Raw genomic sequence first — 26,664 nt, forward strand, 5'->3', positions numbered from 1 at the left:
TCGTGTGGAGGAGGCTGGATGGCGCCGCAACCACTGCCGTGCACGCGGCCGGCCCGCGCGGACGCCGCGCGGAACTACGACCGGCTGGTGACCGCTGCCCGGGAGACGTTCGCCGAGCACGGCACCGACACCTCGCTGGAGGAGATCGCCCGCCGGGCCGGCGTCGGCATCGGCACCCTGTACCGCCGGTTCCCGAGCCGGACGGCGCTGCTCGAGGCGGTCTACGTCGAGGAGATCCAGTCGGTCTGCGACCGGGCGTACGAGTTCGACCGGCAGCTCGAGCCGTTCGAGGCGCTGGCCGCGTGGCTGCGCAGCTTCCTCGGCTACGGGCTGTCCAAGGGCAGCCTGGCCTCCGAGCTGACCGTTGCGCTGGGCAAGGATTCGCCGTTCTTCCAGTCCTGCAAGGTGAACGTCCAGGAGGCCGGGGCGCTGCTGCTGGACAAGGCGAAGGCGGCCGGCGACGTCCGGCCCGAGCTGGAGCTGATGGACATCATGCGGCTGGTCGGCGGGATCAACATGGGCCGCGACATGGAAACCGAACAGGCCAACCGGCTGCTCGACATCGTGCTCTGCGGCCTCAGGCCGGCCAAGACCCCAGCCGCGTCCTGACTTCGGCGAGCGGCGGGTTGCCGGCGTCCCGTTCGGTGTAGCTCAGTCGCGCGCGCTCGTACGGCCAGGTGATCCGGAGCTCCGGATCGAACAGGTCGACCGTGATCCGCTCCGGCGACCAGTGCTCGTTCACGAGGAAGTTGTACGTGGTGTGCGCGGCCAGCGTACAGAACGAGTTCCCGACGCCGCGCGGTACGAAAAGCGCGTCGGACGTACCGAGCTCGAAGGTCTCGACCCGGCCGAACGTGTCGTTCGCACGCAGATCGGCGAGCGCGACGAACACCCGGCCGGACGACGGCGACAGGTACTTGTCCCACGGCTCGGCGTGGATGCCCCGAACGATCCCCGGCTCGGCGAAGTACGCCACGTTGTGCTGGACGACGTCCATCCCGAGCGATGCCAGCTTCTCCCGGTGGAAGTTCTCCTTGAACCAGCCGTCCGGATTGGCCTTGACCTCCAGCTCGATCCGCAGCACACCGGGGATGCCGGTTTCATCGATCTTCATCGGCGTACCTGCCTTCGCGCTTCCAGCTGAGCCTGGTCGGCAGCGGTCAGTCCTGCTTCCCAGCCGGCGCCGTTGGTGATCCGCGTCCGCCGGGTCGTCGTGTTCGGGAACAGCTGGGTGAACAGCGCGTCCACCTGCTCCTCCCGTTTCGCCAGCACCGGGAGCAATCGGCCCGCATCCGCTTCGGACACGGCCGCCTGGGTCGCCGCGGCGGTCTGCTCGAGCCGCTCGCCGATCCGCTGCGCGTACGCCATCAGGAACGACTGCCGGAACGACCTCGTCCTGGACTCACCCCGATGCCCGATATGTTTGCCAGCGGCAAGCATCGCCCGGTTCGCCTGTACCAGCAGGGATGTACTGAGTAGCTCGGTGTGCCGAAGATCCAGCTCGGCGCCGACGATCGTCACCACTGCCAGGTCCTCGATCACGACTGTCCGGCATCGATTCGCCGCGGCGACCGCGCCCACCAACTGCGCCTTCGCCGACACGTACGGCGTATCGAGCCAGATCCGGCAGGCGGCAGAGTCGTCCGGGATCTCCACCTCCGCCTGCACCAACGCGCTGTCGAGGGAGAACTTGGCCATCAGCTCCTGTGCCTTGCCGGACAGGGCTTCTGCCTCCTCGGGAAACTCGGTCGCTTCCGCCTTCGCGAGCAGCGCACGGATCCGCGCCAGCATCTTCCCGCTCGCCGGAAGGCCGTTCGCCGGTACCGCCGGTTGCTCGCGGCGCATCGGCGTACCCGGTAGTGGGATGAGCCGAGCGAGTACGGGCAATGTCTGAAGGAAACCGGCCACGAACAAGGCGTGGTGAAGGGTGAGGTAGCGGCCGACGCGCGCCGCGGAGGCCCAGGCGGTCAGGCTCAGCTTGGCGAAGGGCTGCCGGACATCGAACTCGTCCAGCTGGTCCAGCCAGCGGGGATCGATAGTGGCGACTCGATATCTCAGGTGCTCGGAAGAGATCGCGGCCAGCAGCAGCGGCTCGCCGCCGGGGTCCAGCGTGCGCCGGCCGTGCTGAACGAGATCGGCCGGAGTCCAGCCACGCTCCCAGGCCGCGCGGAGCAGTTCGCTGAGGAAGTCCTGCACGCACCGATCCACCTGCGCCTGGTCGCGCTCGTCGTACGCACCCAGCTGGGCCAGGTGCGCGTCGGCACGATCGTCACGCACGGCAACCACGGCGGCCGTGACCGGCAACAATTGCCGGATCTCCTCGTCACTCACGCGGACGAGTCTGACACTCACCGAAGTTCCCGCCCAAACGGGAATCCGTTCCCTTGTGGACAAACCCGGAGCTCAGGATGCTGACCGTGGGGGTCAGGCATCAGGCCTGGCAGCAGGGCAAGGGGGAACGGCAATGACTCAGCTTGCGGAATCCGGTGTCGACGCGCTGCGCGCGGCGCTGGAAGGACCGGTGCTGATACCCGGCGAGGACGGGTACGACGGCGCGAGACGGCTGTGGAACAGTGAGCACGAACGGCGGCCGGCGGTGATCACCCGGGTACGCTCCGAAGCGGATGTCCAGGCGGCCGTACGGTACGCGGTGGCCGAGGGACTGGAGATCGCCGTCCGCGGCGGCGCCCACAACATGGCCGGATTGTCGTCGGTCGACGGTGGGTTGATGATCGACCTCAGCCTGCTCAACCACGTCTCGGTGGACGCGGCCGCCCGGCGCGCCCGGGCCGGCGGTGGTGCACTGCTCGGAGACCTCGACCGCGCCACGCAAGAGCATGGCCTGGCCGTACCAGCTGGCGTCGTCAGCCACACCGGAGTCGGTGGGCTGACACTCGGCGGCGGCATGGGGCTGCTGACCAGGATGCACGGGCTCAGCATCGACAACCTGGAGTCGGTACGGATCGTCACCGCCGACGGGCAGGCGCTGCGCGCGGCCGCGGACGAAAACCCGGACCTGTTCTGGGCGGTCCGCGGTGGCGGCGGGAACTTCGGAGTGGTCACCGAGTTCGAGTTCCGGCTGCATGAGGTCGGGCCGATCGTTCACTACGGCCTCGCCTTCTGGGGCCAGGAGCGTGGCGCTGAGCTACTCCGGGCGGCGCGCGAGGTGATTCCGGCGTTGCCACGTGAGGTCAACGCGATGATCGCCTGCCTGAACGCACCGCCGGCGCCGTTCGTACCGGACGAGCATCAGTTCAAACTCGGGTACGCGCTGATCGTGGTCGGATTCGGATCGGCCGAGCAGCACGCCGAGGCGATGGAGCAGGTACGCCAGCTGGTGCCACCGCTTTTTGAGTTCGCGACACCGATGCCGTACGCCGCCGTCCAGCAACTGCTCGACGAACCGAACGCCTGGGGGATGTACCACTACGAGAAGGGCACGTACCTCGAACAGCTGTCCGACGAGGCCATCGCCGTGATTACGGAGCAGATGCCGCGCAAGACGTCACCGCTGTCCGTCTCGATGCTCTACCACCTCGACCAGGCGTACCTGGAGACCGCGGACGACGCCACTGCGTTCAGCGGGCAACGTACCGAGCGGTACGCCATGTTCATCATCGCTACCACGCCCCAGCTCGAGACACTCGACGCGGAACGTAGCTGGACGCGGATGTTCTGGTCGGCGTTGCAGCCGTACACGATCGGCATCGGCAGTTACGTGAACGGCATGGCCGATCTCGACACGGAGCGGTTGCGGGCGGCGTACGGCAGCAAGTACGGGCGGCTGGTGGAGCTGAAGCGGAAGTACGACCCGGCCAACGTGTTCCACCGGAACCAGAACATCAAGCCCTAGAACATCGTACGGACTAGATCGAGGCAGCACCGTCGATGGTCAGGACCTGGCCGTTGATGTTGGTGTTGTCGAGCAGCAGCATCCGGACGACGGGGAGGACGTCGTCCGGCTCGGTCAGGTGGCCGGTCGGGGTGCGCCGGACGATCTGGTCGAGCTGCGTCTGACCGAGGACCGCGGACATCTCCGACGCGAAGAAGCCGGGCGCGACCGCGTTGGCGAGGATGCGGCCGCCGAGCTCGCGGGCGAGCGAGCGGGTGGCCGCGTCCATGCCGCCCTTCGTGGCGGAGTACGCCACCAGGCCCGGGTAGCCGCGCTGGGCGCAGATCGAGGTGATGTTGACGATCCGGCCCTTCAGGCCCTTGGCCAGCATGCGGCGCAGGACGAACCGCGTCAGCACCAGCGGCGACGTCAGGTTGGTCTGGATGATCTGGGCCAGGTGATCGGCGGAGGTGTGGACGTGCAGCGAGTCCTGACCGATGGCCGCGTTGTTGACCAGGCCGTCGATCGGCCCCAGCTTGGCCTCGACCGCCTTCACGAACGCCTGCCCGGCGGCCGCGTCGTTCACATCGACCGACCCGTGGTGCAGTTGCTCCGGGTACTTCTCGCCGAGCGCGGTCAGCTCGGGCGTGACCGTACGCGCGAACGCCGCGACCTTCAGGCCGGACGCGAGCAGGTCGGTGACGATCGCCAGGCCGAGGCCACGGGAACCACCCGACACCAGGACCACCGACGCGGGCGGGACAACGCTGACTTCAGACATCGCTCTTCAGGGTTTCCTTCTGCGGGATCTGGTCGAGGAACTTGATCCGGCGCGGTACGCCGTAGTCGGGCAGCCGGCTGGAGCACCACTGGACCAGGTCGGCGTCGGTGATCGGACCGAGCGCCGGGTTCGGCACTACTTCGGCGGCGACCATCCGGCCGACCAGCGGGGCCTTGCGAGCGAAGACGCGCGCCCAGGACACGCCCGGGTGTCCCATCAACACGTTGCGGACCACACCGGCCGACACCTTGGAGCCGCCGACGTTGATCTCGTCGCTGTCCAGCCGCCCGGTGATCAGTACGCGGTCGCCGTCGTACTCGACCCGGTCGCCGGTGCGTACCGCGCCGACCAGACCGGCACCGTGGTGCGGCGAGCGGATGATCAGCTCGTCGCCCTCCACCGACAGCGCCGGGCGCTCGGGGTTGGCGTCCCGGTCCAGCCAGGCCTTGGGGAAGCCGGCCCTGCCGTCGTGGACGACGATCGACGCACCGACCTCGGAGGAGGCGTAGATCCAGGAGATCCGCGCGTTCGGGAAGAGCTCCCGGAGCTGATCGAGGATCGCCTGGTCAACCGGCTCACCACCGAGCGTGATCTGCTCCAGCGGTACCCCAGCCAGCGCCTCCGCGTCCCGGTAGATCGCCTGCCGCCAGAACGTCGGCGTACCGGACGCTGCTGTGACGCCGTGCTCAGTGGCAACCGCAGGCCACTCCTCCAGCTCGTGTGGCTCGATCACTACCAGGCCCTGGTCCGGCTGAGTCAGTGAGAGCGTGACGACCTGCCACCAGGCGTACGTCCCTGGTGAATAGGGCAGTAGCCACGTACGGGCCGGCTGATCGCCTGTGACAGTAGTCAGCGTCTCCAGGGTGTGGCCGATGCGTTTCGGCCGCCCCGTGGAACCAGAGGTGAGTAGCCAGGCCCGACCGGACTCCTCGACTCGTCTCAGCTTCGCAGGTGTCACCGTGCCGTCAGGCAGCACTACAGCGAAGCCGGACTCGCCCAGCTCTTCTCGCATCAGCTCGTCGACACGGGACTCGGTAGCGACGAGTAGCTCGGTCCCATGGACTGCGTGGTGCCGCAGCGCGGCCAGCGCGTCCGCACCGTTGTCGACCAGGACCGCCGCCGGTGACGGCAGCTGCGGGAGCTTGTGCAAGGTCCGCCAGGTCAGGCGCTTGCCCGCGACGACGACGGTGTTGTCGTCGCCGATCAGGGCGGTCGTACGGCGCCGCGTGCTCACGCCGACTGGAGTTGCTCGATGAAGTCCAGTACGTCGCCGACCGTCGCGATCCGGCGCAGCCCGGGGGCGTCGAAGTTCAGCTCGTCCCCCAGCTCGTCCTCCACCCGGAGGGCCAGCTCGGAGAAGTCCAGCGACCGGAACCCGATCTCCCGCAGGTCCGCCGCGTCATCGCCCGGCAACGACCGGCCCTGGGCCGTCATCACCTCACCCATCATCTCCCGGACCCGACTCCGTGCCACCGAACTCATAGTCAAGAAGCCTAAGGCATCCGTCTGGTGGACGGTGTGGGCTCATACACTTTGGCGATGATCAGAGCCGGGCGTGGCAGGCGGACCGCGGCGTTGGCGAGTCTGCCGGTGCTGCCGCTGGCCTGGTTCGTGGCGTTGCAGGAGCACCCACCGTGGATGCCGGCCGCGTACCTCGGCTACCTGCTGGTGGTCATCGTCGTACCAGGCACCATGTTCTGGCGGCGGCTGACCGGTGGTGTCGGCTGGTTCGCCGCGGACGTCATCCTGGGTACGTCGTTCGGGCTCGCCTGCGAGGCACTGCTCTACCCGCTCGGGATGCTGTTCCACCTGCCGTTCGCGGCGCTGCTGATGCCCGCACTGGCGTTTGGCATGTGGCGAGCACTGCCGCGCCGCAAGCTGCCGGAGCGGCCGACACCCTGGTGGGCAGTCGCCGGTCTGATGGTTGCGGTCGGCGCCGCGGCCGCGTGGTTCGTACGCGTCGGTGCACGGCTCATCCCACTGAACGGACCAGAGGCGCTGCGACCAGCTACGGACGCGCCGCACAATCTGGCCCTGGCGGGTGAGCTGGCTCACCACTTCCCGCCGCGCGTTCCGTACGCCGATGGGAAATGGCTGACCGGCCACTGGGCCGCGTACGACCACATCGCGTCCGCGCACTGGATCACCAGCGTGCCACTGGACGTACTGACGCACCGGATGGTGCCGTTCGCCTGGATCCTGCTGGCCGTACTAGGTGCAGCTGCTGTTGCGATGGTGCTGACTGGTCGTGCAGTAGCCGCTCCGATCGCTGCAGGCCTGGTGGTTGCCGGGGGTGACCTGGTGGCTTGGCCGTGGGCGGTGTCCGACCGGGTGTTCGCGGACGGGCCGTTTTCGTTGGGTCAGCTGACCAATCCGCCGCAGGCGTTCTCCACTGTGTTGCTGCTGCCCCTGATCGCTGTTACTGCGGTGCTACTGCGGCGCCGACCCGGTACTACCCGCGGGCAGCTGTTCCGGCTGTTTGTAGCGGCTGGCGTACTCGTTGCCGCACTTGCACTGACGAAATCCACCGCACTACCTGTCTACGCGACCGGACTGGCTGTCGCGTGGACCTATCTGACCGTTCGGGCCGGTCGACTCAACCTACGTGCGCTGCTGCTGGGCGTTGGCGTTGCGGCGGCGTACGCGCTGACGTTCTTTCTCGTACTGCGCGGTGTCGCATCGAGTGTGCGGTTCGACCCGGGCGCGACGTTCGACAGTCTGGCGGACCGGATGGGCGGTGGGCGTGCTGTCACGGTCATTGCCGTAGTGGTCGTGGTCGGTTGGGTCATGCCGTTGTTTGGTGCACTGCTGATCAAGCGGCGGCTGGCACGTGATCCGATGGTGGTGTTCCTGGTAGCCGGCTTTGTGGCAGCCCTGCTCGGTGCATCGTTGCTGGCAGACCACGGGGACACGCAGCTGTTCTTCGTACGCACCGGGTTTGTACTGGGCGTGCTACTCGCGAGCTGGGGACTCGGGTCGTTGCAGGGCAGGCAGTACTGGGTGGCTGCCGTGGCGCTGGGTATTGGTGTCGCAGCGATCTACTGGGGGCGGTACAGGTCGGACGGGTCGTGTACCTCGTCCAGTTGCTTCGGACAGGGCCTGGTTGTCGCTCTGGTGATCGCGGCGATCGGTATCGGGGTGTTCGGGCTGGTGCTGCGCGGTTCCCGGCGTACGTGGGCTGTGATCACTGTCGCAGTGCTGGTCGGTACTACGGTGTCGCCGACCGTCGCGTCAGTACGCCGGTTCGCGAGTCCCCCGCTGACCGAGTACGAGTCGATCGCACCAGGCGGTATCGAGGCAGCACGCTTCATCCGCCGCAACTCCGGCGCAGACGACCGTATCGCCACCAACGTGCACTGCCATCAGGCCAGGTCATCACACTGCGGCACCGGCTCGTACTGGATCGCCGGCTACACGGAACGCCGCGTACTAGTACAGGGCTGGGCGTACCAAACCCGCGCCGACGACACGTACCCCGCTGCCGTCCAGGGCCCGTACTGGAACCAGGACCAACTCAAACTGAACGACGAGGTCTTCACCAACCCCACCCGCCAACTGCTCGAGACCCTCCGCACCAAGTACGGCGTCCAGTGGCTCCTACTCGACGACCGAGTAAGCACCCCACCCAAAAACCTGGACAAACTGACCGACCTCAGATTCCAGCAGGGCACCGTCCGCGTCTACCAGCTCTACCCACCCCCACCAGAAACCCCGTACCCCACCAAAACCCCCACCCCCACCTCGACCACATCCCCCAGCTTCACGACGTCCCCCACCTACCCCACCCAACCCACCTACAGCCTCCCAACCACTTCACCAGCACCCACAACCACACCCACCCCGCCCTACCCCACCGGCCCAGCCCCAACGCAACTCACCACCACGCCGGGGCTCCAGTCGCCTTAGCGTCAGCGGATCGACACTGCTGGGATGCCTACGCTCTGGTTGGCGAGGCGGTCGAGGGTGGTGACGGTGTAGATGTAGGCGGTTCCTGGGGTTGCGGTGGGGTCTGTGTAGGTCTGGGTGGGGCCGGTCGCGCGGAGGGTGGTCAGGAGGTTGCGGGCGTCGTTGTCGGGGCAGTGGTCGGTGCCACGGAGCTCGCGGCGGTAGATGGCGTACGACGTGGTGTCCTTCGACGTCCTGGACCAGTTGAGCTGTACGCCGGCCGTGGTGCGGGTCGCGCGGACGGCGTGGGCCGGGAGGGGCGGGCGGGAGTCCAGCGCGGGCATCGCGGGGATCAGCGCCGGCTTGGAGTACCAGGTGCTGTTGACCAGTGAGGTCGCGCCGAGGCGGTCCGCGCGGACGTCCTTCGCGGAGAAGTAGATGTTGCCCTTGACCTCGGGGATCGTGCTGTCCAGGGCCAGGTGGTCGCTCAGTTCAGTGGGTACGGACCAGCCGGGCGACTGTGTCGACGTACCGACCTTGTACGTCGCCTCGCCGATGTACAAGTGGACGTGCGTACCGCGCACCTGCTCCGCCCACCACGGGACGATCTTGTCGTAGTCGGCGGGCGCGAAGCCACGAGCCCAGTACACCTGCGGGACGATGTAGTCGATCCACTCCTCGCGCACCCACTTCCGGGTGTCCGCGGCGAGGTCGTCGTACGTCTGCACGCCCGCGGTGGTGTCGGTGCCCTCCGGATCGGTCGCCTTGTTCCGCCAGACCGCGAACGGGGAGATGCCGAACTTGATCCACGGCTTGAGCGCGTGCATCTTCTGGCTCAGCTCGCTGATCAGCAGGTCGATGTTGTGCCGCCGCCAGTCCTGCAGGTTCGTGTAGCCGTCGTTGTAGCGCGCGAACGTCGCGGCGTCGTCGAACGTCTGACCGGCCACCGGGTACGGGTAGAAGTAGTCGTCGAAGTGCACGCCGTCGATGTCGTAGTTCGCGACCGCGTCCATGATCGCGTCCTCGACCAGCTTGCGGGCGGCCGGGATGCCGGGGTTGTAGTACAGCTTGCCGCCGTACTTCACCACCCAGTCCGGGTGCTGCCGCGCCGGGTGGGTGGGTACCAGCGCGTTGAGGTCGGTACCCATCGACAGCCGGTACGGGTTGAACCAGGCGTGCAGTTCGAGGTTCCGCTTGTGCGCCTCGGTGACCGCGAAGGCCAGCGGGTCGTACCCGGGGTCACCGCCTTGCTTGCCGGTCAGGTACTGCGACCAGGGCTCGACCTTCGACGGCCAGAACGCGTCGGCGGTCGGGCGTACCTGCAGGACGACCGCGTTGTGACGCTGCCGAACCGCGTCGTCCAGCCAGCCGATCAGCTCGGCCTGCTGCTGCGCGGCGCTCAACCCCGTCTTCGACGGCCAGTCGATGTTCACCACCGACGAGACCCAGCTCGCCCGGAACTGCCTGAGCGGCGTACTCGCGCTGGGCGCGCACTTCTGCTGATCAGCTTCGGCGGCTGTCGCCGTACCGGTGAGTCCGCTGATCAGCAACCCCGCCGTCACGCCCAGTACACCCATGGCTCGCCAGACTCTCATGTCACTCTCCGACCGTCGATCAAGGTGAAGTCGAAAGATGTTTACACATCAGGGCTTTGATGAGAAGACGCTAGGTTAGGGGCATGCTGCGGACCGCCACCGATGCTGATGCCGGCCTGATTCTGACCATGCGGAATCAGCAGGCCAATCGGGATGTGAGTATCACCACGCACGAGATCAGCGCGGACGAGCATGCGGCCTGGTGGGCGAAGACCTCGCTGGACCCGAGCCGCCGGGTGCTGATCTACCTGCGCGACGGCGCGCCCGCCGGGGTGGTGAACTTCTTCGACCTGGCCGGGACCAGCGGCGCCTGGGGGTTCTTCCTGGACGCCGACGGGCTGGCCGAGACCGGTGCGACGCTGCCGGCCTGGATCGAGGTGATGCGCGAGGCGACCGAGTACGCGTTCGACGAGCTCGGGCTGGAACTGCTCACCGGCGAGGTCCTCGAACACAACACCGTGGTCCGGCAGATGAACCGGCGGTTCCGGTTCACCGAGGGTACGCCGGAGACTCGGTACGCCGGCGGGCGTGAGATCACCGTGATTCCGATCAGCCTGCGCAAGCAGGACCGCAAGAAGCAGAGGAAAGCATGAAGACGATCGACATCGGCGGCGTATCTGTCGGGGCGGAGCACCAGCCGTTCGTGATCGCGGAGATGTCCGGGAACCACAACGGCGATCTGGAACGGGCCAAGGACATCGTCCGCGCCGTCGCCGAGTCCGGGGCGCAGGCGATCAAGCTGCAGACGTACACCGCCGACACGATGACGCTCGACCTGGATCTGCCCGCCTTCCGGCTGCCGGCCGAGCACGAGCTGTGGAGCGACGCCCGGCTGTACGACCTGTACAAGGAAGCACACACGCCGTGGGCCTGGCACGAGCCGATCTTCGAGCTCGCAGCCTCACTCGGCATGGTCGCGTTCTCGTCCGCGTTCGACCCGACCGCGATCGACTTCCTGGAGAAGCTGAACGTGCCGGCGTACAAGGTCGCGTCGAACGAGATCGGTGACCTGCCGCTGGTCCGCGGGATGGCCGAGACCGGTAAGCCGATCATCATCTCGACCGGTTCCGCGACGCTGACCGACATCGACGCGGCGGTCCGCGCGGCCCGCTCGACCGGCAACGAGCAGATCATCGTGCTGTCGTGTACGGCGAGCTACCCCGCGCCGCCCGAGCAGTCCAACCTGCGCGGCATCCCGGTGCTCCGCGACGCCCTCGGTGTCCAGGTCGGCCTGTCCGACCACACGATGGGCATCGGCGCCGCGGTTGCCGCCGTCGCCCTCGGCGCGACCGTGATCGAGAAGCACGTAACGCTGAAACGCATCGACGGCGGTGTCGACTCGGCCTTCTCGCTGGAGCCGTGGGAGCTGGAGTCCCTGGTCGAAAGCACCCGAGTCGCCCAGCTGGCCTTGGGCGAGCCCGTGATCGGCCCGAAACAAGCCGAACAGAACGTACTCCGCTTCCGCCGCTCCCTGTTTGTCACCACGGACGTCCGCGCCGGCGACCCCATCACCCCCGACAACGTCCGCTCCATCCGCCCAGCCGGCGGCCTCGCCCCCGACCTCTACCCCCAGGTAGCCGGCCGCCCCTTCCGCACCGACGCAAAAGCCGGCACCCCCCTCACCTGGGACCTGCTCTGATGTATTTGCTGTTTCCGGGCCGGCATCATGTGTTGACCCGGTTTCAGGGGGAGTTCTTGCGGGGGTTCGGTGGGCGGACCGTGGTGTGGGCGGTGACTTCGGCCAACCATCAGACGACCAAGCGGAATCCGGTGGGGTTCGACCGGCGGGAAGCCGCGATTGAGCGGTTCAGTGTGGTGGAGGGGATTCGGTCGTTGGTGGTGGGGGTGGTGGATACGCCGCCGACCGATGAGTTCGCCGAAGTGACGGTCAAAGCAGTCGAGGCGGGCACGGATGACCTTGTCCGGTTGACGCCCGCGAACACGGTGGTGGCGTGCTCCACGCCGGAAGTCGGCAAACTGTACGAAAAACTGGGGTTTCCGGTGATCGGGGTCGAGCCGGACGGTACACCGCGACCCTGGGACGTACTGCTGATGATTGCTGCAGGCAACGAGCAGTGGAAGGAGCTGGCGCATCCCGCGACCGTGGACGTGTTCGAACGGTACGCGCTGGACGCGCACGTCGCGCGTTGCGTGAATGACCCGGTCGTGGGTGACGACGGTGGACTCACCACGACCCGCGATTACAAGACGTACGCCGATGCGTTCGAAACCGCCGCGGACCGGAAATGGCTGCAGATCAAGGACTTTGTCCGGCCGGGACGGATCTTGGACATCGGCTGTGCCACCGGCGCGACTCTGCAGCTCGTCGATCGGGACCCACGATTCCACGAGTCGGACCTGATCGGCGTCGAAGTCGCGCGGCACTTGTACGCGGAATGCGTGCACAAGAAAGAACAAGGCGTCTTCACCAACCCGAACGTGTATTTCTATCAGCGGAACATGCTCGGTTCGGCCGTCTTTCCACCCCGATCGATCGACACCACGCTGACGCTCGCCCTGACCCACGAGATCTGGTCGTACGCCGATGGATCGCGCCCGGCGACGGTACAACGCTTCGCCGACGCGCTTTTCGTACACACCGCACCGCACGGTGTCTGGATCAACTCCGATGTCTGCGGACCTGACGAGCCTGATCGCCAGGTTGTACTCCAATTGGACGACAGCGATGGCGACAACCCTGAGTATGTCGCCGAGCTGGAGAAACTCGGGGACCCGGCGGCGTACATCACCGGGCTCTCCACCCGGGCGCGGTTCTTCCAGTTCGCCCACGACTTCCGGCGGAACGCGAAGGTCCCGTTCGGCTATCAGCAGCGCGGCGACGGCCTGGTCCTCCGACTGGCCGATGCGATGGACTTTCTGACCCGAAAGGACTACGTCGACAACTGGTTGAGCGAGACGCACGAACAGTTCTGCGGTCTCGACTTCGCCGGCTGGTGCGCCGTCGCCGAACGCGCCGGCTTCACCATCGACCCAGCCTCCAAGGCGTGGCGCAACGACTGGGTGGTCACCAACCGGATCGCCCCCGTCGCCGCAATCAGCACCCCCGACGGAGCTTCGTTGGACTTGCCAACCACCCACCAACTCCTGGTCGCGCGACGCTAACTCACTTCAAGGTGCAGCGTCCCGGCAAGTGGGCGTACGGCGAGAGTCCTACCGCCGTGCGGGATCATCAGGGGCAACCGGCTGGAGAGGAAGGGCTCGCACTGAACGGCGAAGGCGGTGCCTTCCGTCGTCGTGGCGAACAGGATCCATTCCGCGGGCTCCAGCTCCGCCATTTCCACCGCTGCCACCCAGCCGTCGTCCGACACCGTACGCCGGCATGGGACGTCGACGTGGTCATCAGAGTCCGGCAGGTACCGGCGCCAGCTGAACTCGACCTCATCCCAGTCCGGACCGCGCACCACCAACATGTTGCCCGCAACAACGGCTGCGGTGGCGGTCATCCGGATCGGTGACTCGTGCAGGTTCACGTACCCGCCGGTCGACCGCGTCAGCATCACCACTCGCCCGCCCTCGGCGTGCGAAACCAACCGCTCACCGGCCGTCCAGAGCAGTACCTGCTCCCGCCCTTGCGGCCCACGCATCCGGAAGGCGCGGGTGGTCCGCTGGCTGAACGGGTCGTCCGGGTTGATCTCCTTGAGAATCGGCGCGATCGGCAACCGCGCGGTGAAGTCCCGCCCGCTGACCTCCAGCGGCAGCGCCTCCTCACCACCGGACAGCGGCCGGCTGACGAACAGCTTCGGCTCCTCGAACGCGGACCGCCCGTGCAGTACGAGCGCCTCGGGCGTCTGCTCGATCGAAGTCAACCGGCACGGATCGGACAGTCGGCGGACGGCGAACGCACCGTCCTTTCCCGGACCGGGCTGAATCCAGTTCGTGTCGTCGATCCACGCGCCCGGCGGCCAGCCCGGGCTGCCCGCCTTCTGCCCGCGCAGGTTGTCCCGCCGCCGGACCGCACCGGCACGAAGCCGGACGTCGAAGTGCGACGGGCCGGCCGTACATTTGGCGAGCAGGCGGCGACTCACCCGGACCTCGAACCCGACCAGGTTCTCCTCACCGCGGAGATCGGTCGCGGTGAACCGCCGCACCGGCAGGCGGTGGTTCCGGCCGGCGATCACCAGCCCGATCCGCAACGCCGATTGCTTGCTCTGCAGATGCCGGATCTCGGCGGTGCCGCGGATCGCCAGCTCACCGTCGATCCAGGTCACCTCACGGACGCTCGTCGCCAGCGTCAGATCGGTCTTCGTCAGCTGCAGGTGGTCCTGCGCGGCATCCGGGTCGAGCGCCACCTCGCGGAGCAGCCCGATGTCACCGGAGCGTACGGCCGCGAACTGTAGTTGTGAGACCCGCGGCGAGTTCGCGAGCACGTCGTCGTCCAACCGGTCGATCAGCTCGGTCGTCAGCTCGACGAGATGCTGCTCCTCCTCCGGCGGGACCGTCCCGTACGCGGACAGGATCGAGTGCAGGTCGATCTGCCGGAAATGCGCATGTACGCGCCGGCGGACCGTCGGCAACGCGTCCTCGACCTCGTCCAGCACCATTCCGGCCGAGATGACGCGGTCCCGGATGTTCGCGAGCTGGAACTTCTGCTGCGTGATCGAGTCGCCGGACTCACGCTCGCGCCAGAAGTACACCGGCGCCGCGATGGTGTCGACGGTGACGGCTTCCAGGTGTGCCTTCAGCGTGACCGGGTAATCCTCGTACCGGATCGCGGGGAACTTGTAGCCGAACTCGTCCCAGAACGAGCGGCGGTACACCTTGTTCCACACCATCCGGTCCAGCACGAGCTGCGGCGTCTCGGAGACGTGCGTGGCCAGCCGGTCGGCGGTGAAGGCCTGCGCGTGCAGCCAGGACGGGCGTACGCCGTAACTGTTGTTGAAGCGGCGCGCGTTACCGCCGGCGAAATCCGATCCGGTCTGGTCGAGCGCCCGCAACAGCAGCGCGAAGCCGTGCCGAGTGACCAGGTCGTCGCTGTCGACGAAGGTGATGTACTCGCCGGACGCGTGCTCGACGCCGGTGTTCCGCGCCGGGCCGAGGCCCGCGTTCGCCTGCTCCACCACCCGGAACCGAGGATCGCGGCCGCAGAACTCCTTCGCCACCACCGCGCTGTCGTCCGGCGATCCGTCGTCGACCAGGATCGCCTCGAAATCGGCGAACGTCTGTCGCGAGATCGAATCCAGACAGTCCCCGATGTATGCCCCCACGTTGTAGAACGGAACTACCACGCTCAGGCGTGGCGCCGTCATCTCTTCCGGATCTTGCGGGCGAGTTTGCGGGCGACGGTCTTCGGCTTGCGGACCTGCGCGGCGTGGAAGATCACCCGGGACACGGCGTACGTCCGCGAGCCGCGGATGCGTTCGTGCGCGACGTTCAGCTTCTGCACCTGGCCGCGGAGTTCGCGGATCCGGTTCTCGCGGGTCTTCATCGCCTTGTTCCGGAAACCGAGCGTGCGCTCCAGGCCGTACACGTGGCCCTTCAGCTCGAACAGTTCCTGACGGGCTTCCTCGGCGGCGGCGAGGCTGGTCCGCAGGTCGACGAGGTCGGTGTTCGTCTCCACCGCGACGGCCAGGGCGGCGGCGAGTTCTTTGCCTCGGGCAACTTGTTCGGTGCTGGCCGGGAGGGCGTCCGGCGAGGTCGCCTGGAGATGCTCCGGCGGTTCGACCCCGGACATGCCGAGCCAGGCGGAGACCAGGTCGTCGCCGATCATCCACGGCGGCCAGGGGTGCCGGCGGTGGCGGGTGATCATCCGGTCGTGGAACCGGTACCAGGCGGCGGCAAGCAGGTCTTCCTTGGCTACTACGTCCGCGGCTACCCACGGCGAGACCCCGAAGGCGAAGGTGCCGCCGTCGACTACTACGTCGTCCCAGCGGACGAGCACGCGGGAGTCGCCTACCCACTCCCCCAACTCGGCCGCAAGCTTCCGGAAACCCGGCACGTCCTCAGCTGCGGCAAGCCGCAACAACACACTCTCAACCGAAACCCCGGCCGACACCACCGCCGGCACCACCGAACCATCAAAAGACAGCTCTTCATCGCTTGGTTCGGCTGCTTCCTCATCCACCTCAGTGCTCGGCGCAGGAGTGGTGATGCTGGTGTCCCAGCCGGTGAGGGTTTGGGTGGCGGTCAGGGCGGAGTGGGCTGATTGGGCGTAGATGTCCTGGGTGGGGGTGGCGCCGGTGACGGCCAGCCAGGCGGTGGGGACGGCGGGGAGGAGGCCGGCGCGGGCGGCGGTGTCGAGGCCGTCGGCGGGCGGGGAGAGGAGGGGTACGGGGACCGACTCCAGGGCGGCGCCCGCGAGTCGAGTAGGAAGCTCTCCGGGACGCGCCGCGGCGGCAACGTCGGCGCGGATGAAAGCACGCCCGCCGAAGTCCGCGTACACCTCGGCGCTCCACGGCAGCGCGGTCCTGAACTGCTCGACGGACACCGGCCGGGTCGGGTCGTCGTGCAGCGGGCGCCACTCGTCGTCGCCGTGCCGCTCGTCGGCCGGGCGGCTGTCCAGCAGGTTCAGCAGCGAGAACTCGTTCTCCAGGCCGAGGACAACGACCGCATCCGGCGCGGTCAGCGCGGACAAGGCCGCCAGCCGCTCACTCCAGTTCAGGTCGGCGCTGTCGTACCCGAGCACCCGGTCCAGCCCGTCGGTCGCGATGATCACGTCGAACGGCTCGACACTCAGCCCGTCGAGCGCGCCGGCGATCACCTGCAGACAAGGCCCGAAGTCCGCGCTCAGCCGCTGCGCGTCGGCAACCGAGCGAACCAGCATCGTCACGTCCGCCGAATGCGCGAGCACCGACTCGAGCTGCTCCGGGGCATGCGGCCCGAGCACGAGCGTACGCCGGTTGGCCGGCACCACCTCGGTCAGCAAAGCCGCCAGCGCCGGCCGCGCGGTCGTGTGATCGGTCCACGGCTGCATCTCCCCGCGGACGACCTGGACTTCAGACACGCTCTCTCCAATCGAACAGGCTTCGCAGTTCTGCCGGTGGCATCATCCACGGCCTGCCCAGCTCCAGGTCAGTGGTGGCGCGGGCGGCCTCCAGGTCGACGGTTTTGCCGAGCATCTCCGGCCACAGCCGCTCGATCCGGCTCTGCCCGCCGAACAGCGGGTTCTCGCCGTCCATCTCCATCGGGTCGCCGTACACCGCGGGCTCGCACCCGGCCGCGACACCGTAGAAGATCGCGGTCGACAACCGGTTGGCCGCGACCCGCTTGTGCTTGCGCAGCTCGGCCAGTTGCTTGAACAAGAACCGCCGCTCGGTTCCCTCGTACGAGAATCCGCGTTTGCCGAACGACACCACCCGGAACCCGGCGTCCTCGTAGAACCCACGGACCTCGGGGCGGTCGTACTCCGTGTAGTACAGGCTGAACGTGACCGGGCCCGGCTCGGTTTCGCGGATCTCGTCGATCAGCCGCTGGTGGTCGCCATGGATCTTGCCGCCCTCCCAGCCGTGGAACAGGAACCACAGCGTGCCTTCACGCTCGACCGGCGGCTCCTCGGAGTCGGGGTCGGGCTCCGGCTCTGGCTCCAGCTCGGTCAGATACAGGAACGGCGCGCCGATGCTGTGGTAGTTCCGTCGGCCGAGCGAGTGCCCGCGGCGCTTCGGCGCGTCGCTCCAGGTGAACCGCCAGGCGCCGTCGTAGAACTCGTGCACCGGGTTCCAGCCGCAGCCGATGTTCCAGCCGTGCTGCAGATACCCGCGCAGCCGTGGCGGGTGGTCGAAGTCGAATCCGGCGTACCGCGACAGGATGTGCGTCTGGCCGTAGTAGTGGTTGTGGTGATGCATCAGCGCACCTCGACGTGCAGAGTGCCGGCATGTGGTCGTACGGCGAGCGCGTGCGCCCCGTGCGTGATCGCCAACGGCAACCGGCTGCACAGGAACGGCTCGCACTGAACGGCGTGCGCCTCACCATCAGGGGAGGTCGCGAAGAGAATCCAGTCGGCCAGTCCGGCCAACGGGTCGACAGACTGCTTCACCGCGGTAACCGGGATCAGTGCGTCCACGTCCACCTCGGCAGACCATCCGTCCGCGGACCCGGTCCGGCGGCACGGTACGTCGAGGTGGTCGTCGGACTCGGCCAAGTACCGCCGCCAGCTGAAGGTGACGTCACGGCCGTCCGTACCGCGCACGACCAGCTGGTTGTCACTAGTACTGGCGTACGTGGCCGTGGTCCGGATCGGTGACTCGTGCAGGTTCACGTACCCACCGGTAGACCGGGTCAGCGTCACCACGCGGCCGTTGACAGTCCGGGAGACCGCGGTGTCGCCGGCAGTCCACAGCAGCACCCGCGGTACCTGCTCGAGTCCGCGCATCCGGAAGACCCGAGTGGTCCGCTGCCCGAACGGATCGTCCGGGTTGGCCGCGTCCAGGATGTGCTGGATCGGCAGCCGCGCGGTGAAGTCGCGTCCGTCGAGCTCCAGCGGGATCTCCTCGTCGCCGCCGACAATCGGCCGACTGAGTACGAGCGACGGTTCGTCGAATGACGCGTGACCGCGCAGCACCAGCTCGTCGGCGGTCTGCTCGACAGAAGTCAGCCGGCACGGGTCGGTCAGTCGCCGCAGCGAGAACCACCCTGCCTTGCCTGGACCAGGCTGAATCCAGCTGGTCTCATCGAGCCACGCACCAGGCGGCCAACCAGGGCTGCCTGGTCCTTGTCCGCCGAGCATGCCCTTCCGCTCGCGGCGACCGGACCGCATCTGTACGGCGAAGTGCGCCGGCGCACCAGTGCACTTCGCGAGCAGCTCCCGGTTCACCACTACCTCGAACCCGACCAGCGTGGTCTCCCCGTGCAGGTCCAGCGTCTCGTACCGGCGTACTGGCAACGGGTACGAGAGGTCGCCGACCTCCAGCGCGATCTCCACGTTCGAGGAGCGCTTTGTGGCCAGGTGGCGGATCTCGGCAGTGCCCTTGACCGACAGACCGCCGTCGACCCACGCCACCGCCCGCACGCTGGTCGCCAGCGTCAGGTCCTGTTCACGCAGCCGGTACAGCGAGTCGGGTACGACGGACTCGCCGCGCCCCGGGTAGTTGTAGTCGAGCTGTCGTGACCGGCGCGGCCGGGACACCGCGCGGGCGCCCCCGCGCAGACCGCCGGAGTTGCGGAACACCGCCAGTCGCCTGAGTAGGTCGACGTCACCGGACCGCAGTGCGGCGTGCTGAATCCGGTCGTAGCGGTGTGTCTTGGCCAGGACCTCTTCGTCGAGCCGATCGAGCAGCTCACGCGACAGATCGACCAGGTTCTGCTCCTGGTCCGCCGGAACAGTCCCGAACGCGGACATCAGCGTGAGTACGTCGATCTGCGCCAGGTGCGCGTGTACGCGCCGGCGCACCACCGGTACGGAGTCCTCGACCAGGTCGATCACCATGCCGGCCGACGTGACCCGGTCACGGATGTTGCCGAGCTGGAACTTCTGCTGGGTGATCGACTCGCCGGACTCGCGCTCGCGCCAGTAGTACACGGCCTGCGTGATCGTGTCGACGGTCACCGCGTCCAGGTGCGCCTTCAGCGCGACCGGGTAGTCCTCGTACCGGATCGGCGGGAACGTGTAGCCGTACTCGGTCCAGAACGAGCGCCGGTACACCTTGTTCCAGAGCATCCGGTCGAGTACCAGATCCGGAAACTCGGTCACGTGCGTGGCATGCCGTACCCGGGCGAACGGTTGCTTGTGCAGCCAGGACGGGCGTACGCCGAAGCTGTTGTTGAACCGGCGGGCGTTGCCACCGGCGAAATCGGAGCCGGTCCGGTCCAGCGTCCGGACCAGGGCGGCGAAGCCGTACCGGGAGACCAGGTCGTCGCCGTCGACGAACGCCAGGTACTCGCCCTGCGCCTCCTGGATGCCACGGTCGCGGGCCGGGCCGGGGCCGGCGTTGTCCTGCTGGATCAACCGGAACCGCGGGTCGGTGTCACAGAACGCCTTGGCCACGACGGCACTGTCGTCCGGAGACCCGTCATCGACCAGGATCGCCTCGAAGTCGGTCCAGGACTGCCGGGCGATCGATTCCAGGCAGTCGCCCAGGTACTCGCCGACGCCGTAGAAGGGCACCACCACGCTCAACCGCGGCGTCACTTCGGTGTCCCCTCTCCTGCGGTCAGTGGTGCGTGGGCCCCCAGCTCACTCCTACGTAGCCGCAACGAGATGCACCGTCAGTAGGTTATGCACTGGCTCGAAGCCGTACCGAGCCCAGATGCGTTGGATACCAGTCTGATGGGCTTGGGCCGTTACCACCAGCCTTCGGGTGCTACAAGTGTCCTCGACAGCTGCCAGCAGGTGACCGTACCGCCCGCGGCCCTGCTCGGCCGGTGCGACCCCGGCGAGCTGGATCTCGGTCCAGGAGCGCTGCTCGTCCAGCGCCGCCAGCGCGAGCACCCGACGGTCCGGACCGCGTAGCACGACCGCACCGACCTCGGCGATCCGTCGCCGCGCCCACTCCTGCTGCCCGGCCAGTGCGCGCGCCCGGTCGAAGACGGGGTTGGAGCAGTAGTGGTTGCCGGAGTCACCGAAGACGTCCGCGACCAGGTCATCCACCAGCTCGTCGTCGGCTTCCCGCTCGACCTGGGTGGTGAAACCGGCCAGTGGCGCCGGCCGTCGGCCCTTGCCGGCCGGCAGCGACCAGCAGACGACGGTGTCGGCCAGCAGCGCCGTGCGCGGGCCGCTGGCCAGCGCGGCGAACCAGGTGTTCTCGCGGGCCGGGTAGCGGAGCACGATCACGTCAGCGGTGGATCGCTCGACCGCGGCCAGTACTTCGGCCAGCGGCGTACCGGCGGAGGCCGACACGGACATCCGGTCGATCGAGACCCCGAACCGCTTCGCTGCGTCCACCGACGGCCGTACGGTGAGCTCACCGGCCTCGAGCGCGTCGTACCAACTCATAGATCGCCGAGCTTAAGGCATCGGACGCCCACTGTGTGACGACGTCAACCCTTACCAACAGTGGTCGTCCAGCCACTCAACAGACACCTTCCCCGCCCCACCACCCCGGTCTTCACATTACTGTTACGACATGCGCGCGAAAGCGAGGCGGCGGGGGCCGCGGACCGCGGGGCCTTCCCTTTCCGGGCTGGTCGCCGGGCTGACGGTGCTGGTGCTGGCGATTGTCCTGCTCGCGCTGCACGCGTCGTTCTTCGAGCTGGTCCGGTTCGTGCTGTTCACCGGCGTGGCGGTCGCCGCACCGGGCGTTGCGCTGTGGCGGCTGGTCGGTGGCTACGGGCGGAATCTGGTGGAGGACCTGTCCGCCGGGTTCGCTGTCGGTACGGCGGCCCAGGTGCTGGTGTACCTGGCCAGTGCGTCGATCGGCCTGCAGGCGTGGTCCTGGGCGTGGGCGCCGGTCGTACTGGTCATAGCTTTCGTGGACAGCGACGCCCGGGCGCGCGTACTGCGCCGGGTAGAGCAGCCGCTGCGACCACTGCAGGCGTGGCTGCTCGCCGCGTCAACCGCGGTCGTGCTGCTGATCGTGTACCGGCGTGGTCCGGGGCAGTTCTTGCCTGCGTACACCGATCCGCTCCGCGCGTACCCCGATCTGGCGTTTCAGCAGGCGCTGGCGGCCAGTGCGAAGTACGACGTCCCGATCTCGACGCTGTGGCTCGGTGGCGAGCCGATGAAGTACCACACGTTCTTCCACCAGGCCACGGCGGCGACACAGTGGGGTACGCGAATCGACCTGACCGATCTGATCCACGCACTGAGCTGGCTGCCGTTGTTCCTGGCCGGGTGCGGCCTGGTGTACGCACTGACCACGCGACTCGTACCAGCTGGTCAGTCGGGTGCTACCTGGGCCGGACCGCTCGCTGTGTTCATCGCCGGTCTCGGTGGTGCCGTCCAACCGCTGGCCGCCACTGGACTGGGCGGTATCTCCACCGCAGTGGCCGCGTACTTGAGCCCGACGCAGAACCTCGGCGTACTGATCGTGCTGGCGCTGTGCATCGTGGCGATCGACCTACTGCGAGCCAACGGCAAGCCCCGCAGCCGTTGGGTACTGCTGGTGCTGCTCGCACTTGTAGCCGCCGGGGCGAAGTCGACGATCCTGCCGGTGGTCGGGATCGGGTTCGCCTTCGCGTTCCTGCAGCTCGGACTGGTACGGCGGAGTACGCGGCCGGCGTTCTTCGGTGGGCTGCTGTCACTGGCGGTGTTCGTGGCCGCGCTGATCACGATCTTCGGCGGCAGCACCTGGGGTACGGAGATCAAGCCCTTCGAGACGTTCGTCCAACTGTCGCCGTACTCACTGCTCGTGTCGAATCCACACGCACAGTTGCTGTCTGGTGCTACGACCCTGCTGAGCTGGGCATTAGCGGCGTCCGGACTGTTCTTCCTCGGCCGACGGTGGCGGGACACCGGTGCGGTCTTCCTGGCCGGCGTAGCCGTCGCAGGGCTGTTGGGTACGTTGCTGACCACGCAGTCCGGTGTGAGCCAGCTCTACTTCCTGCGGACCGCCTTCCCAGTCATCGCAGTACTGGCCTCTGCTGGACTGGCGAACCTGGTCGGCCGGCTGGGTGATCGCCGTGCGGTGGTGCTGGTCGGTGCGGCTGGGCTACTCGGTCTGGTCGCGTTCGCTGTCGCCCGGGCGCAGTCTGCCGACCTGCAGGGCATCAAAGGGCCCTGGCTGTGGACACTGGCTGCTGTGGCCGTCGTAGCGGTGTTGGTGGCCGTGGCCTGGAAGGTAGTGCGGCGGCCTGGCAACTTCCTGGTGGCACTGGGCAGTGCCGCGGTGGCTGCCTGCATGATCGGCGCGACGCTGGTGCCACTACAGGCGTTCGGGTCGGACAAGGAGTCCAACCTGGTCTTCGCGCACCCGTTCCGTGGCGGTGCGACCGCAGCCGAGGCCGGTGCGGCGCAGTGGCTGCGGCGGAACAGCAAGCCGGGTGAGCTGGTCGCTACCAACGCGCACTGCATCATCCAGCGCGACGGAGTCTGCGACAGCCGGCACTTCTGGCTCGCTGCGCTGTCGGAGCGACCAGTACTGATCGAAGGCTGGTCGTACTCCAACCAGGCCAACCGGATCGCACTCACCTCCGGTGGAAACCCGAGCCTGATCCCGTACTGGGACCGTGCGCGGCTGGCCGCGAACGACGCCGCCTTCAAGGCGCCATCGCCGAACGCCATCCAGCGACTGCGTGACGCCGGAGTGCGCTGGCTGTACGCCGACAACCGGGCCGGCGAAGTCTCACCCGCACTGCGGAACTACGTCCGCATCCGGCACGCCACGCTGGACGCGACGATCTACGAGATCAGATGAGCCCCAGGAGCGCGTCCGCGACCCGCTCCCGGCCCTTGCCGTCGACCAACTCCCAACCGGCGCGTGCCAGCCGTTCACGCTCCACGGAGTCAGTGAGCAGTCGTTTGAGTACTGGAACCGCCGACGCCGGGTCTGCCTCGAGTGCACTGAGTAGACCGAGTCCTGCTGCCGCACAAGTACCGATAGCGCGCTCGTACCCCATCGCCTGGTTGTCGACCACGCAGACCAGCCCGGCAGTTGCCCCGAGGCAGAGCAGCTCCCACGTCGACGTACCGGAGGCACTGATGGTCAGGTCGGCCTTGCGGACCCTGGCAGCCAGCTGATCCGTCGGCCCGATGACTTCGAGGTGCTGGTGAGCCTGTGGAGTCACTGCGGCGACCTGTGCGGCCAGCGAAGGGTTCGGCGCGACCACGGTTGCCTGAAAGGGCAGACCTGTGGCCACCAGTGCACGAGCGACCTGCGGCCCGGCGCCGAACGCATCCGTGCCGCCGAAGAACGCGAAGACGTCCGGTACGCCGCTGGGCCGGGCTACCGGCGGTTCGGCCGGGCGGTGCCCGAGGATCTCGTCGCGGATCATCACGTACGGCAGACCGGCCAGCCGGATCGAGTTGGGCGGCAGCGCCGGCTGGTCGAGCTCGGCAGCAAGGTTCTGGTCGATCAGCACGTCCGCCTCGGCACCACGGAAGTCACCGTCGACGATCGCCAGCGTGGGCAGCCCACTCGCGCGGACGGCCGAGTAGACGGCGGCGTCCAGGTCGTACGAGTCGAAGACGACGGCGTCGAGACCGAGCTTTCCGAAGAGCCCGAGGTGGGCGTCGGGGGTCCACACCGCCGGCTGCACCGCGAATCCGCGGGCCGCGATCTGGTCAGCGGCCCACGGGACGGTATCGGCGTCGCAGACGAAGACCAGCTCGGCGTCGCGGCGCTTCACCTCCTCGGCCAGCGCCAGGCAGCGCATCACGTGCCCGATGCCGCGGGCCGGCCCCACATCACATCGCACCCCGACACGCTTCACGCCCCAGACCGTATCGGCTGCGGAGCCGACGACCGGGTTCAGGTGAGAATCCGCACTGTCTGAGACGGGGATTGAGAGGGTAGTCGCCGGGGCAGCTATTGTTTCGAGGTCCGCACCCCTGGTGCGCGGTCCGAAACAGTCCGTCAGAAGGGGTCCTGCTCGCGTGTCTATCCTCACCGGCTCCGACATCCTGGTCACCGGCGGCACCGGGTCCTTCGGGCGAACCTTCGTCCGGCATGTGCTGAACACCTTGGACCCACGCCGGATCATCGTCTTCAGCCGCGACGAGCTGAAGCAGTGGGAAGTACGCCAGTCGTTCGGCGACGATCCGCGGCTGCGGTTCTTCCTCGGCGACGTCCGCGACCGAACCCGGTTGCTGCGGGCGATGCACCGCGTCGACTACGTGGTCCACGCCGCCGCGCTGAAGCAGGTGGACAGCGGCGAGTACAACCCGTGGGAGTTCGTCCAGACCAACGTGGTCGGCTCACAGAACGTGATCGAGGCCGCGATCGACAGCGGCGTGAAACGGGTCGTCGCGCTGTCCACCGACAAGGCGTCCAGCCCGATCAACCTGTACGGCGCGACCAAGCTGACCGCCGACAAGCTGTTCATCAACGGCAACCACTACGCCGCCGCGTACGACACCCGCTTCAGCGTGGTGCGGTACGGCAACGTGATGGGCAGCCGCGGCTCGATCATCCCGAAGTTCCGCGCGCTGCACGCGGCCGGGCAGTCGCTGCCGATCACCGATCTGCGCTGCACCCGGTTCCTGATCACGCTGCCGGAGGCGGTCGAGTTCGTCGTCGATTCGTTCGACCTGATGACGGGCGGTGAGCTGTACGTACCGCGGATCCCGTCGATGAAGGTGACCGACCTGGCCGAGGCGATCGCCCCCGGCGCGGCGATGCACGACGTCGGCCTGCGTCCGGGCGAGAAGCTGCACGAGGAGATGATCAGCCCGGAGGAAGGCCGCCGCGCCGTCTCCCTCGGCAACCGGTACGTCCTGCAGCCCGACCTGGCCAGCTGGGGCTACCAGCCGCCGGCCGCCGGCGTGCCGGTGCAGGACGGCTTCCACTACGCGTCCGACACCAACGACCAGTGGTACTCGATCGAGGAGATCCGCAAGATCCTCGAAGGCGACGCCTGACGTGCGGCGCCGGCATTCCGTGACGAGGCGCTGATGCTGCCGTACGGGCGTCAGTCTGTTTCCGAGGCGGACATCGAGGCCGTCACCGCGGTACTGCGGGGCGACTGGCTGACCACCGGTCCGGCGGTCACTGCGTTCGAGGACGCGATCTCCGAGTTGGCCGGCGGGCATCGGGCAGTCAGCTGTACGTCGGGCACGGCCGCGCTGCACATGGCGTACGCCGCGCTCGGGGTCGGGCCAGGTGACGAGGTGGTGACCACGCCGATGACGTTCGTGGCGACCGCATCGTCGGCCGCGATTCTCGGCGCGAAGGTCGTCTTCGCGGACGTCGACGCGGACACCGCGCTGCTCGACCCGGCCGCCGTCGACGCGGTGGTGACCGAGCGGACCAAGGTGATCGCCGCGGTCGACTACGCGGGGCAGGCGGCCGAGTACGCCGCGCTGCAACCGATCGCGGACCGGGTCGGCGCGAAGACCCTCGCCGACGCGGCGCATTCGGTCGGCGGTACGGCGGACGGGCGCCCGGTCGGCGACCTCGCCGACGTCACCACACTGTCCTTCTTCCCGACCAAGAACCTGACCACCGGCGAAGGCGGCGCGGTCGTCTGCAAGGACCCGGCGATCGGGCAGCGCGCGCACGAGTTCCACTTCATCGGGCTGGTCCGCGACCCGGACCGGTTCGAGATCACCGATGAAGGTCCGTGGCACCAGGAGGTGCACGAGTACGGCGTCAACTACCGGCTGACCGATCTCGGCGCCGCGCTCGGGCTGTCGCAGTTGCGGCGGCTCGCGGAGTTCAAGCGGCGGCGCACCGAGATCACCGCTCGCTACAACGCGGCGTTCGCCGGGGTGGACGGGCTGCGGACGCCGGTACAGCGGTCCGGCGTCGATCCGATGTGGCATCTCTACCCGATTCGTGTACTCGGCGGGCGCCGGCGTGAGGTGTTCGAGCGGATGCGCGCGGCCGGGATCGGGGTCCAGGTGAACTACATTCCGGTCTACTGGCATCCGGTGTTCGCCCGGCAGGGGTACCGGCGGGGGTTGTGCCCGAATGCCGAGCAGTTCTACGCCGAGGAGCTGTCCCTACCGCTGTACCCGGACCTCACCGACGGTGACGTCGACCGGGTGATCGACACACTCGTGACTCTGGTTGGATAACTTGATG

Annotated in this window: 21 protein-coding genes; 9 read left to right on the plus strand and 12 right to left on the minus strand. The window is 67.9% G+C overall.

The window, feature by feature from the left end; translation table 11 throughout:
• Positions 1-18: 18 nt before the first annotated feature.
• A complete protein-coding gene (locus HDA44_RS23410) occupies positions 19-609 on the plus strand; it encodes a TetR/AcrR family transcriptional regulator (protein WP_184837825.1) in 591 nt (196 codons plus the stop codon).
• Here HDA44_RS23410 and HDA44_RS23415 read toward each other — a convergent pair.
• Positions 578-1,114, minus strand: a complete 537-nt coding sequence (locus HDA44_RS23415; protein ID WP_184837827.1) for a dTDP-4-dehydrorhamnose 3,5-epimerase family protein — start codon at positions 1,112-1,114, stop codon at positions 578-580. The genes HDA44_RS23410 and HDA44_RS23415 overlap by 32 nt on opposite strands.
• Positions 1,111-2,331: a DUF2786 domain-containing protein gene (locus HDA44_RS23420; RefSeq protein WP_337906289.1), complete on the minus strand. Its 1,221-nt coding sequence runs from the start codon at positions 2,329-2,331 to the stop codon at positions 1,111-1,113. The genes HDA44_RS23415 and HDA44_RS23420 overlap by 4 nt, the downstream gene beginning before the upstream one ends.
• A gap of 133 nt (positions 2,332-2,464) precedes the next feature.
• Between HDA44_RS23420 and HDA44_RS23425 the strand changes: the two genes are divergently transcribed.
• On the plus strand, positions 2,465-3,853 hold the full coding sequence (locus HDA44_RS23425; protein ID WP_184837831.1) for an FAD-binding oxidoreductase: 1,389 nt from the start codon (positions 2,465-2,467) through the stop codon (positions 3,851-3,853).
• A gap of 13 nt (positions 3,854-3,866) precedes the next feature.
• Here HDA44_RS23425 and HDA44_RS23430 read toward each other — a convergent pair whose 3' ends face one another.
• Genes HDA44_RS23430 through HDA44_RS23440 form a run of 3 tightly spaced genes read right to left on the minus strand, consistent with a single transcriptional unit; the run spans position 3,867 to position 6,095 of the window.
• The gene (locus HDA44_RS23430; protein WP_184837833.1) at positions 3,867-4,613 is read right to left on the minus strand and encodes an SDR family NAD(P)-dependent oxidoreductase; all 747 of its coding nucleotides are present in this window, start codon (positions 4,611-4,613) and stop codon (positions 3,867-3,869) included.
• A complete protein-coding gene (locus HDA44_RS23435) occupies positions 4,606-5,847 on the minus strand; it encodes an AMP-binding protein (RefSeq protein WP_184837835.1) in 1,242 nt (413 codons plus the stop codon). The genes HDA44_RS23430 and HDA44_RS23435 overlap by 8 nt, the downstream gene beginning before the upstream one ends.
• Positions 5,844-6,095, minus strand: a complete 252-nt coding sequence (locus HDA44_RS23440) for an acyl carrier protein (RefSeq protein ID WP_184837837.1) — start codon at positions 6,093-6,095, stop codon at positions 5,844-5,846. The genes HDA44_RS23435 and HDA44_RS23440 overlap by 4 nt, the downstream gene beginning before the upstream one ends.
• Positions 6,096-6,152: 57 nt before the next feature.
• On the opposite strand from HDA44_RS23440, the gene HDA44_RS23445 reads away from it, so the two are divergent.
• The gene (locus HDA44_RS23445; protein WP_184837839.1) at positions 6,153-8,519 is read left to right on the plus strand and encodes a hypothetical protein; all 2,367 of its coding nucleotides are present in this window, start codon (positions 6,153-6,155) and stop codon (positions 8,517-8,519) included.
• Between the two features lie 2 nt (positions 8,520-8,521).
• On the opposite strand, the gene HDA44_RS23450 is transcribed toward HDA44_RS23445, so the two are convergent.
• A complete protein-coding gene (locus tag HDA44_RS23450; protein ID WP_184837841.1) occupies positions 8,522-10,093 on the minus strand; it encodes a glycoside hydrolase family 10-like protein in 1,572 nt (523 codons plus the stop codon).
• An 83-nt stretch (positions 10,094-10,176) separates the two neighbouring features.
• On the opposite strand from HDA44_RS23450, the gene HDA44_RS23455 reads away from it, so the two are divergent.
• From HDA44_RS23455 to HDA44_RS23465, 3 genes are all read left to right on the plus strand, one after another.
• Positions 10,177-10,686 carry a GNAT family N-acetyltransferase gene (locus tag HDA44_RS23455; protein ID WP_184837843.1) on the plus strand — a complete coding sequence of 170 codons (510 nt, stop codon included), beginning with the start codon at positions 10,177-10,179 and terminating at the stop codon, positions 10,684-10,686.
• Positions 10,683-11,732: a pseudaminic acid synthase gene (pseI, locus tag HDA44_RS23460; RefSeq protein ID WP_184837845.1), complete on the plus strand. Its 1,050-nt coding sequence runs from the start codon at positions 10,683-10,685 to the stop codon at positions 11,730-11,732. Before HDA44_RS23455 ends, pseI begins: the two co-directional genes overlap by 4 nt.
• A 92-nt stretch (positions 11,733-11,824) precedes the next feature.
• A complete protein-coding gene (locus tag HDA44_RS23465; protein ID WP_337906296.1) occupies positions 11,825-13,216 on the plus strand; it encodes a class I SAM-dependent methyltransferase in 1,392 nt (463 codons plus the stop codon).
• Here HDA44_RS23465 and HDA44_RS23470 read toward each other — a convergent pair.
• Genes HDA44_RS23470 through HDA44_RS23490 form a run of 5 tightly spaced genes read right to left on the minus strand, consistent with a single transcriptional unit; the run spans position 13,213 to position 20,978 of the window.
• Entirely contained in the window at positions 13,213-15,360 is a 2,148-nt protein-coding gene (locus HDA44_RS23470) for a glycosyltransferase family 2 protein (protein ID WP_184837850.1), read from the minus strand. The two genes, HDA44_RS23465 and HDA44_RS23470, sit on opposite strands and share 4 nt — an antisense overlap.
• On the minus strand, positions 15,357-17,054 hold the full coding sequence (locus HDA44_RS23475; protein ID WP_184837852.1) for a hypothetical protein: 1,698 nt from the start codon (positions 17,052-17,054) through the stop codon (positions 15,357-15,359). Before HDA44_RS23475 ends, HDA44_RS23470 begins: the two co-directional genes overlap by 4 nt.
• Positions 17,047-17,892: a DNA replication complex GINS family protein gene (locus HDA44_RS23480; RefSeq protein WP_184837854.1), complete on the minus strand. Its 846-nt coding sequence runs from the start codon at positions 17,890-17,892 to the stop codon at positions 17,047-17,049. Before HDA44_RS23480 ends, HDA44_RS23475 begins: the two co-directional genes overlap by 8 nt.
• A complete protein-coding gene (locus HDA44_RS23485; RefSeq protein WP_184837856.1) occupies positions 17,892-20,174 on the minus strand; it encodes a glycosyltransferase in 2,283 nt (760 codons plus the stop codon). The genes HDA44_RS23480 and HDA44_RS23485 overlap by 1 nt, the downstream gene beginning before the upstream one ends.
• Positions 20,175-20,225: 51 nt before the next feature.
• On the minus strand, positions 20,226-20,978 hold the full coding sequence (locus HDA44_RS23490) for an N-acetyltransferase (RefSeq protein WP_184837858.1): 753 nt from the start codon (positions 20,976-20,978) through the stop codon (positions 20,226-20,228).
• Positions 20,979-21,108: 130 nt separating this feature from the next.
• Here HDA44_RS23490 and HDA44_RS23495 point away from each other — a divergent pair, with 130 nt between their 5' ends.
• Positions 21,109-23,337, plus strand: a complete 2,229-nt coding sequence (locus HDA44_RS23495; RefSeq protein ID WP_184837860.1) for a hypothetical protein — start codon at positions 21,109-21,111, stop codon at positions 23,335-23,337.
• Here HDA44_RS23495 and HDA44_RS23500 read toward each other — a convergent pair.
• Positions 23,330-24,352 carry a PseG/SpsG family protein gene (locus HDA44_RS23500; protein ID WP_337906301.1) on the minus strand — a complete coding sequence of 341 codons (1,023 nt, stop codon included), beginning with the start codon at positions 24,350-24,352 and terminating at the stop codon, positions 23,330-23,332. The genes HDA44_RS23495 and HDA44_RS23500 overlap by 8 nt on opposite strands.
• Positions 24,353-24,515: 163 nt before the next feature.
• On the opposite strand from HDA44_RS23500, the gene pseB reads away from it, so the two are divergent.
• Positions 24,516-25,499: a UDP-N-acetylglucosamine 4,6-dehydratase (inverting) gene (gene pseB / locus HDA44_RS23505; RefSeq protein WP_184837862.1), complete on the plus strand. Its 984-nt coding sequence runs from the start codon at positions 24,516-24,518 to the stop codon at positions 25,497-25,499.
• Positions 25,500-25,532: 33 nt separating this feature from the next.
• A complete protein-coding gene (locus tag HDA44_RS23510) occupies positions 25,533-26,657 on the plus strand; it encodes a DegT/DnrJ/EryC1/StrS family aminotransferase (protein ID WP_184837864.1) in 1,125 nt (374 codons plus the stop codon).
• Positions 26,658-26,664 lie beyond the last annotated feature (7 nt).

This window comes from Kribbella solani (assembly GCF_014205295.1).
GTDB lineage: Bacteria > Actinomycetota > Actinomycetes > Propionibacteriales > Kribbellaceae > Kribbella > Kribbella solani.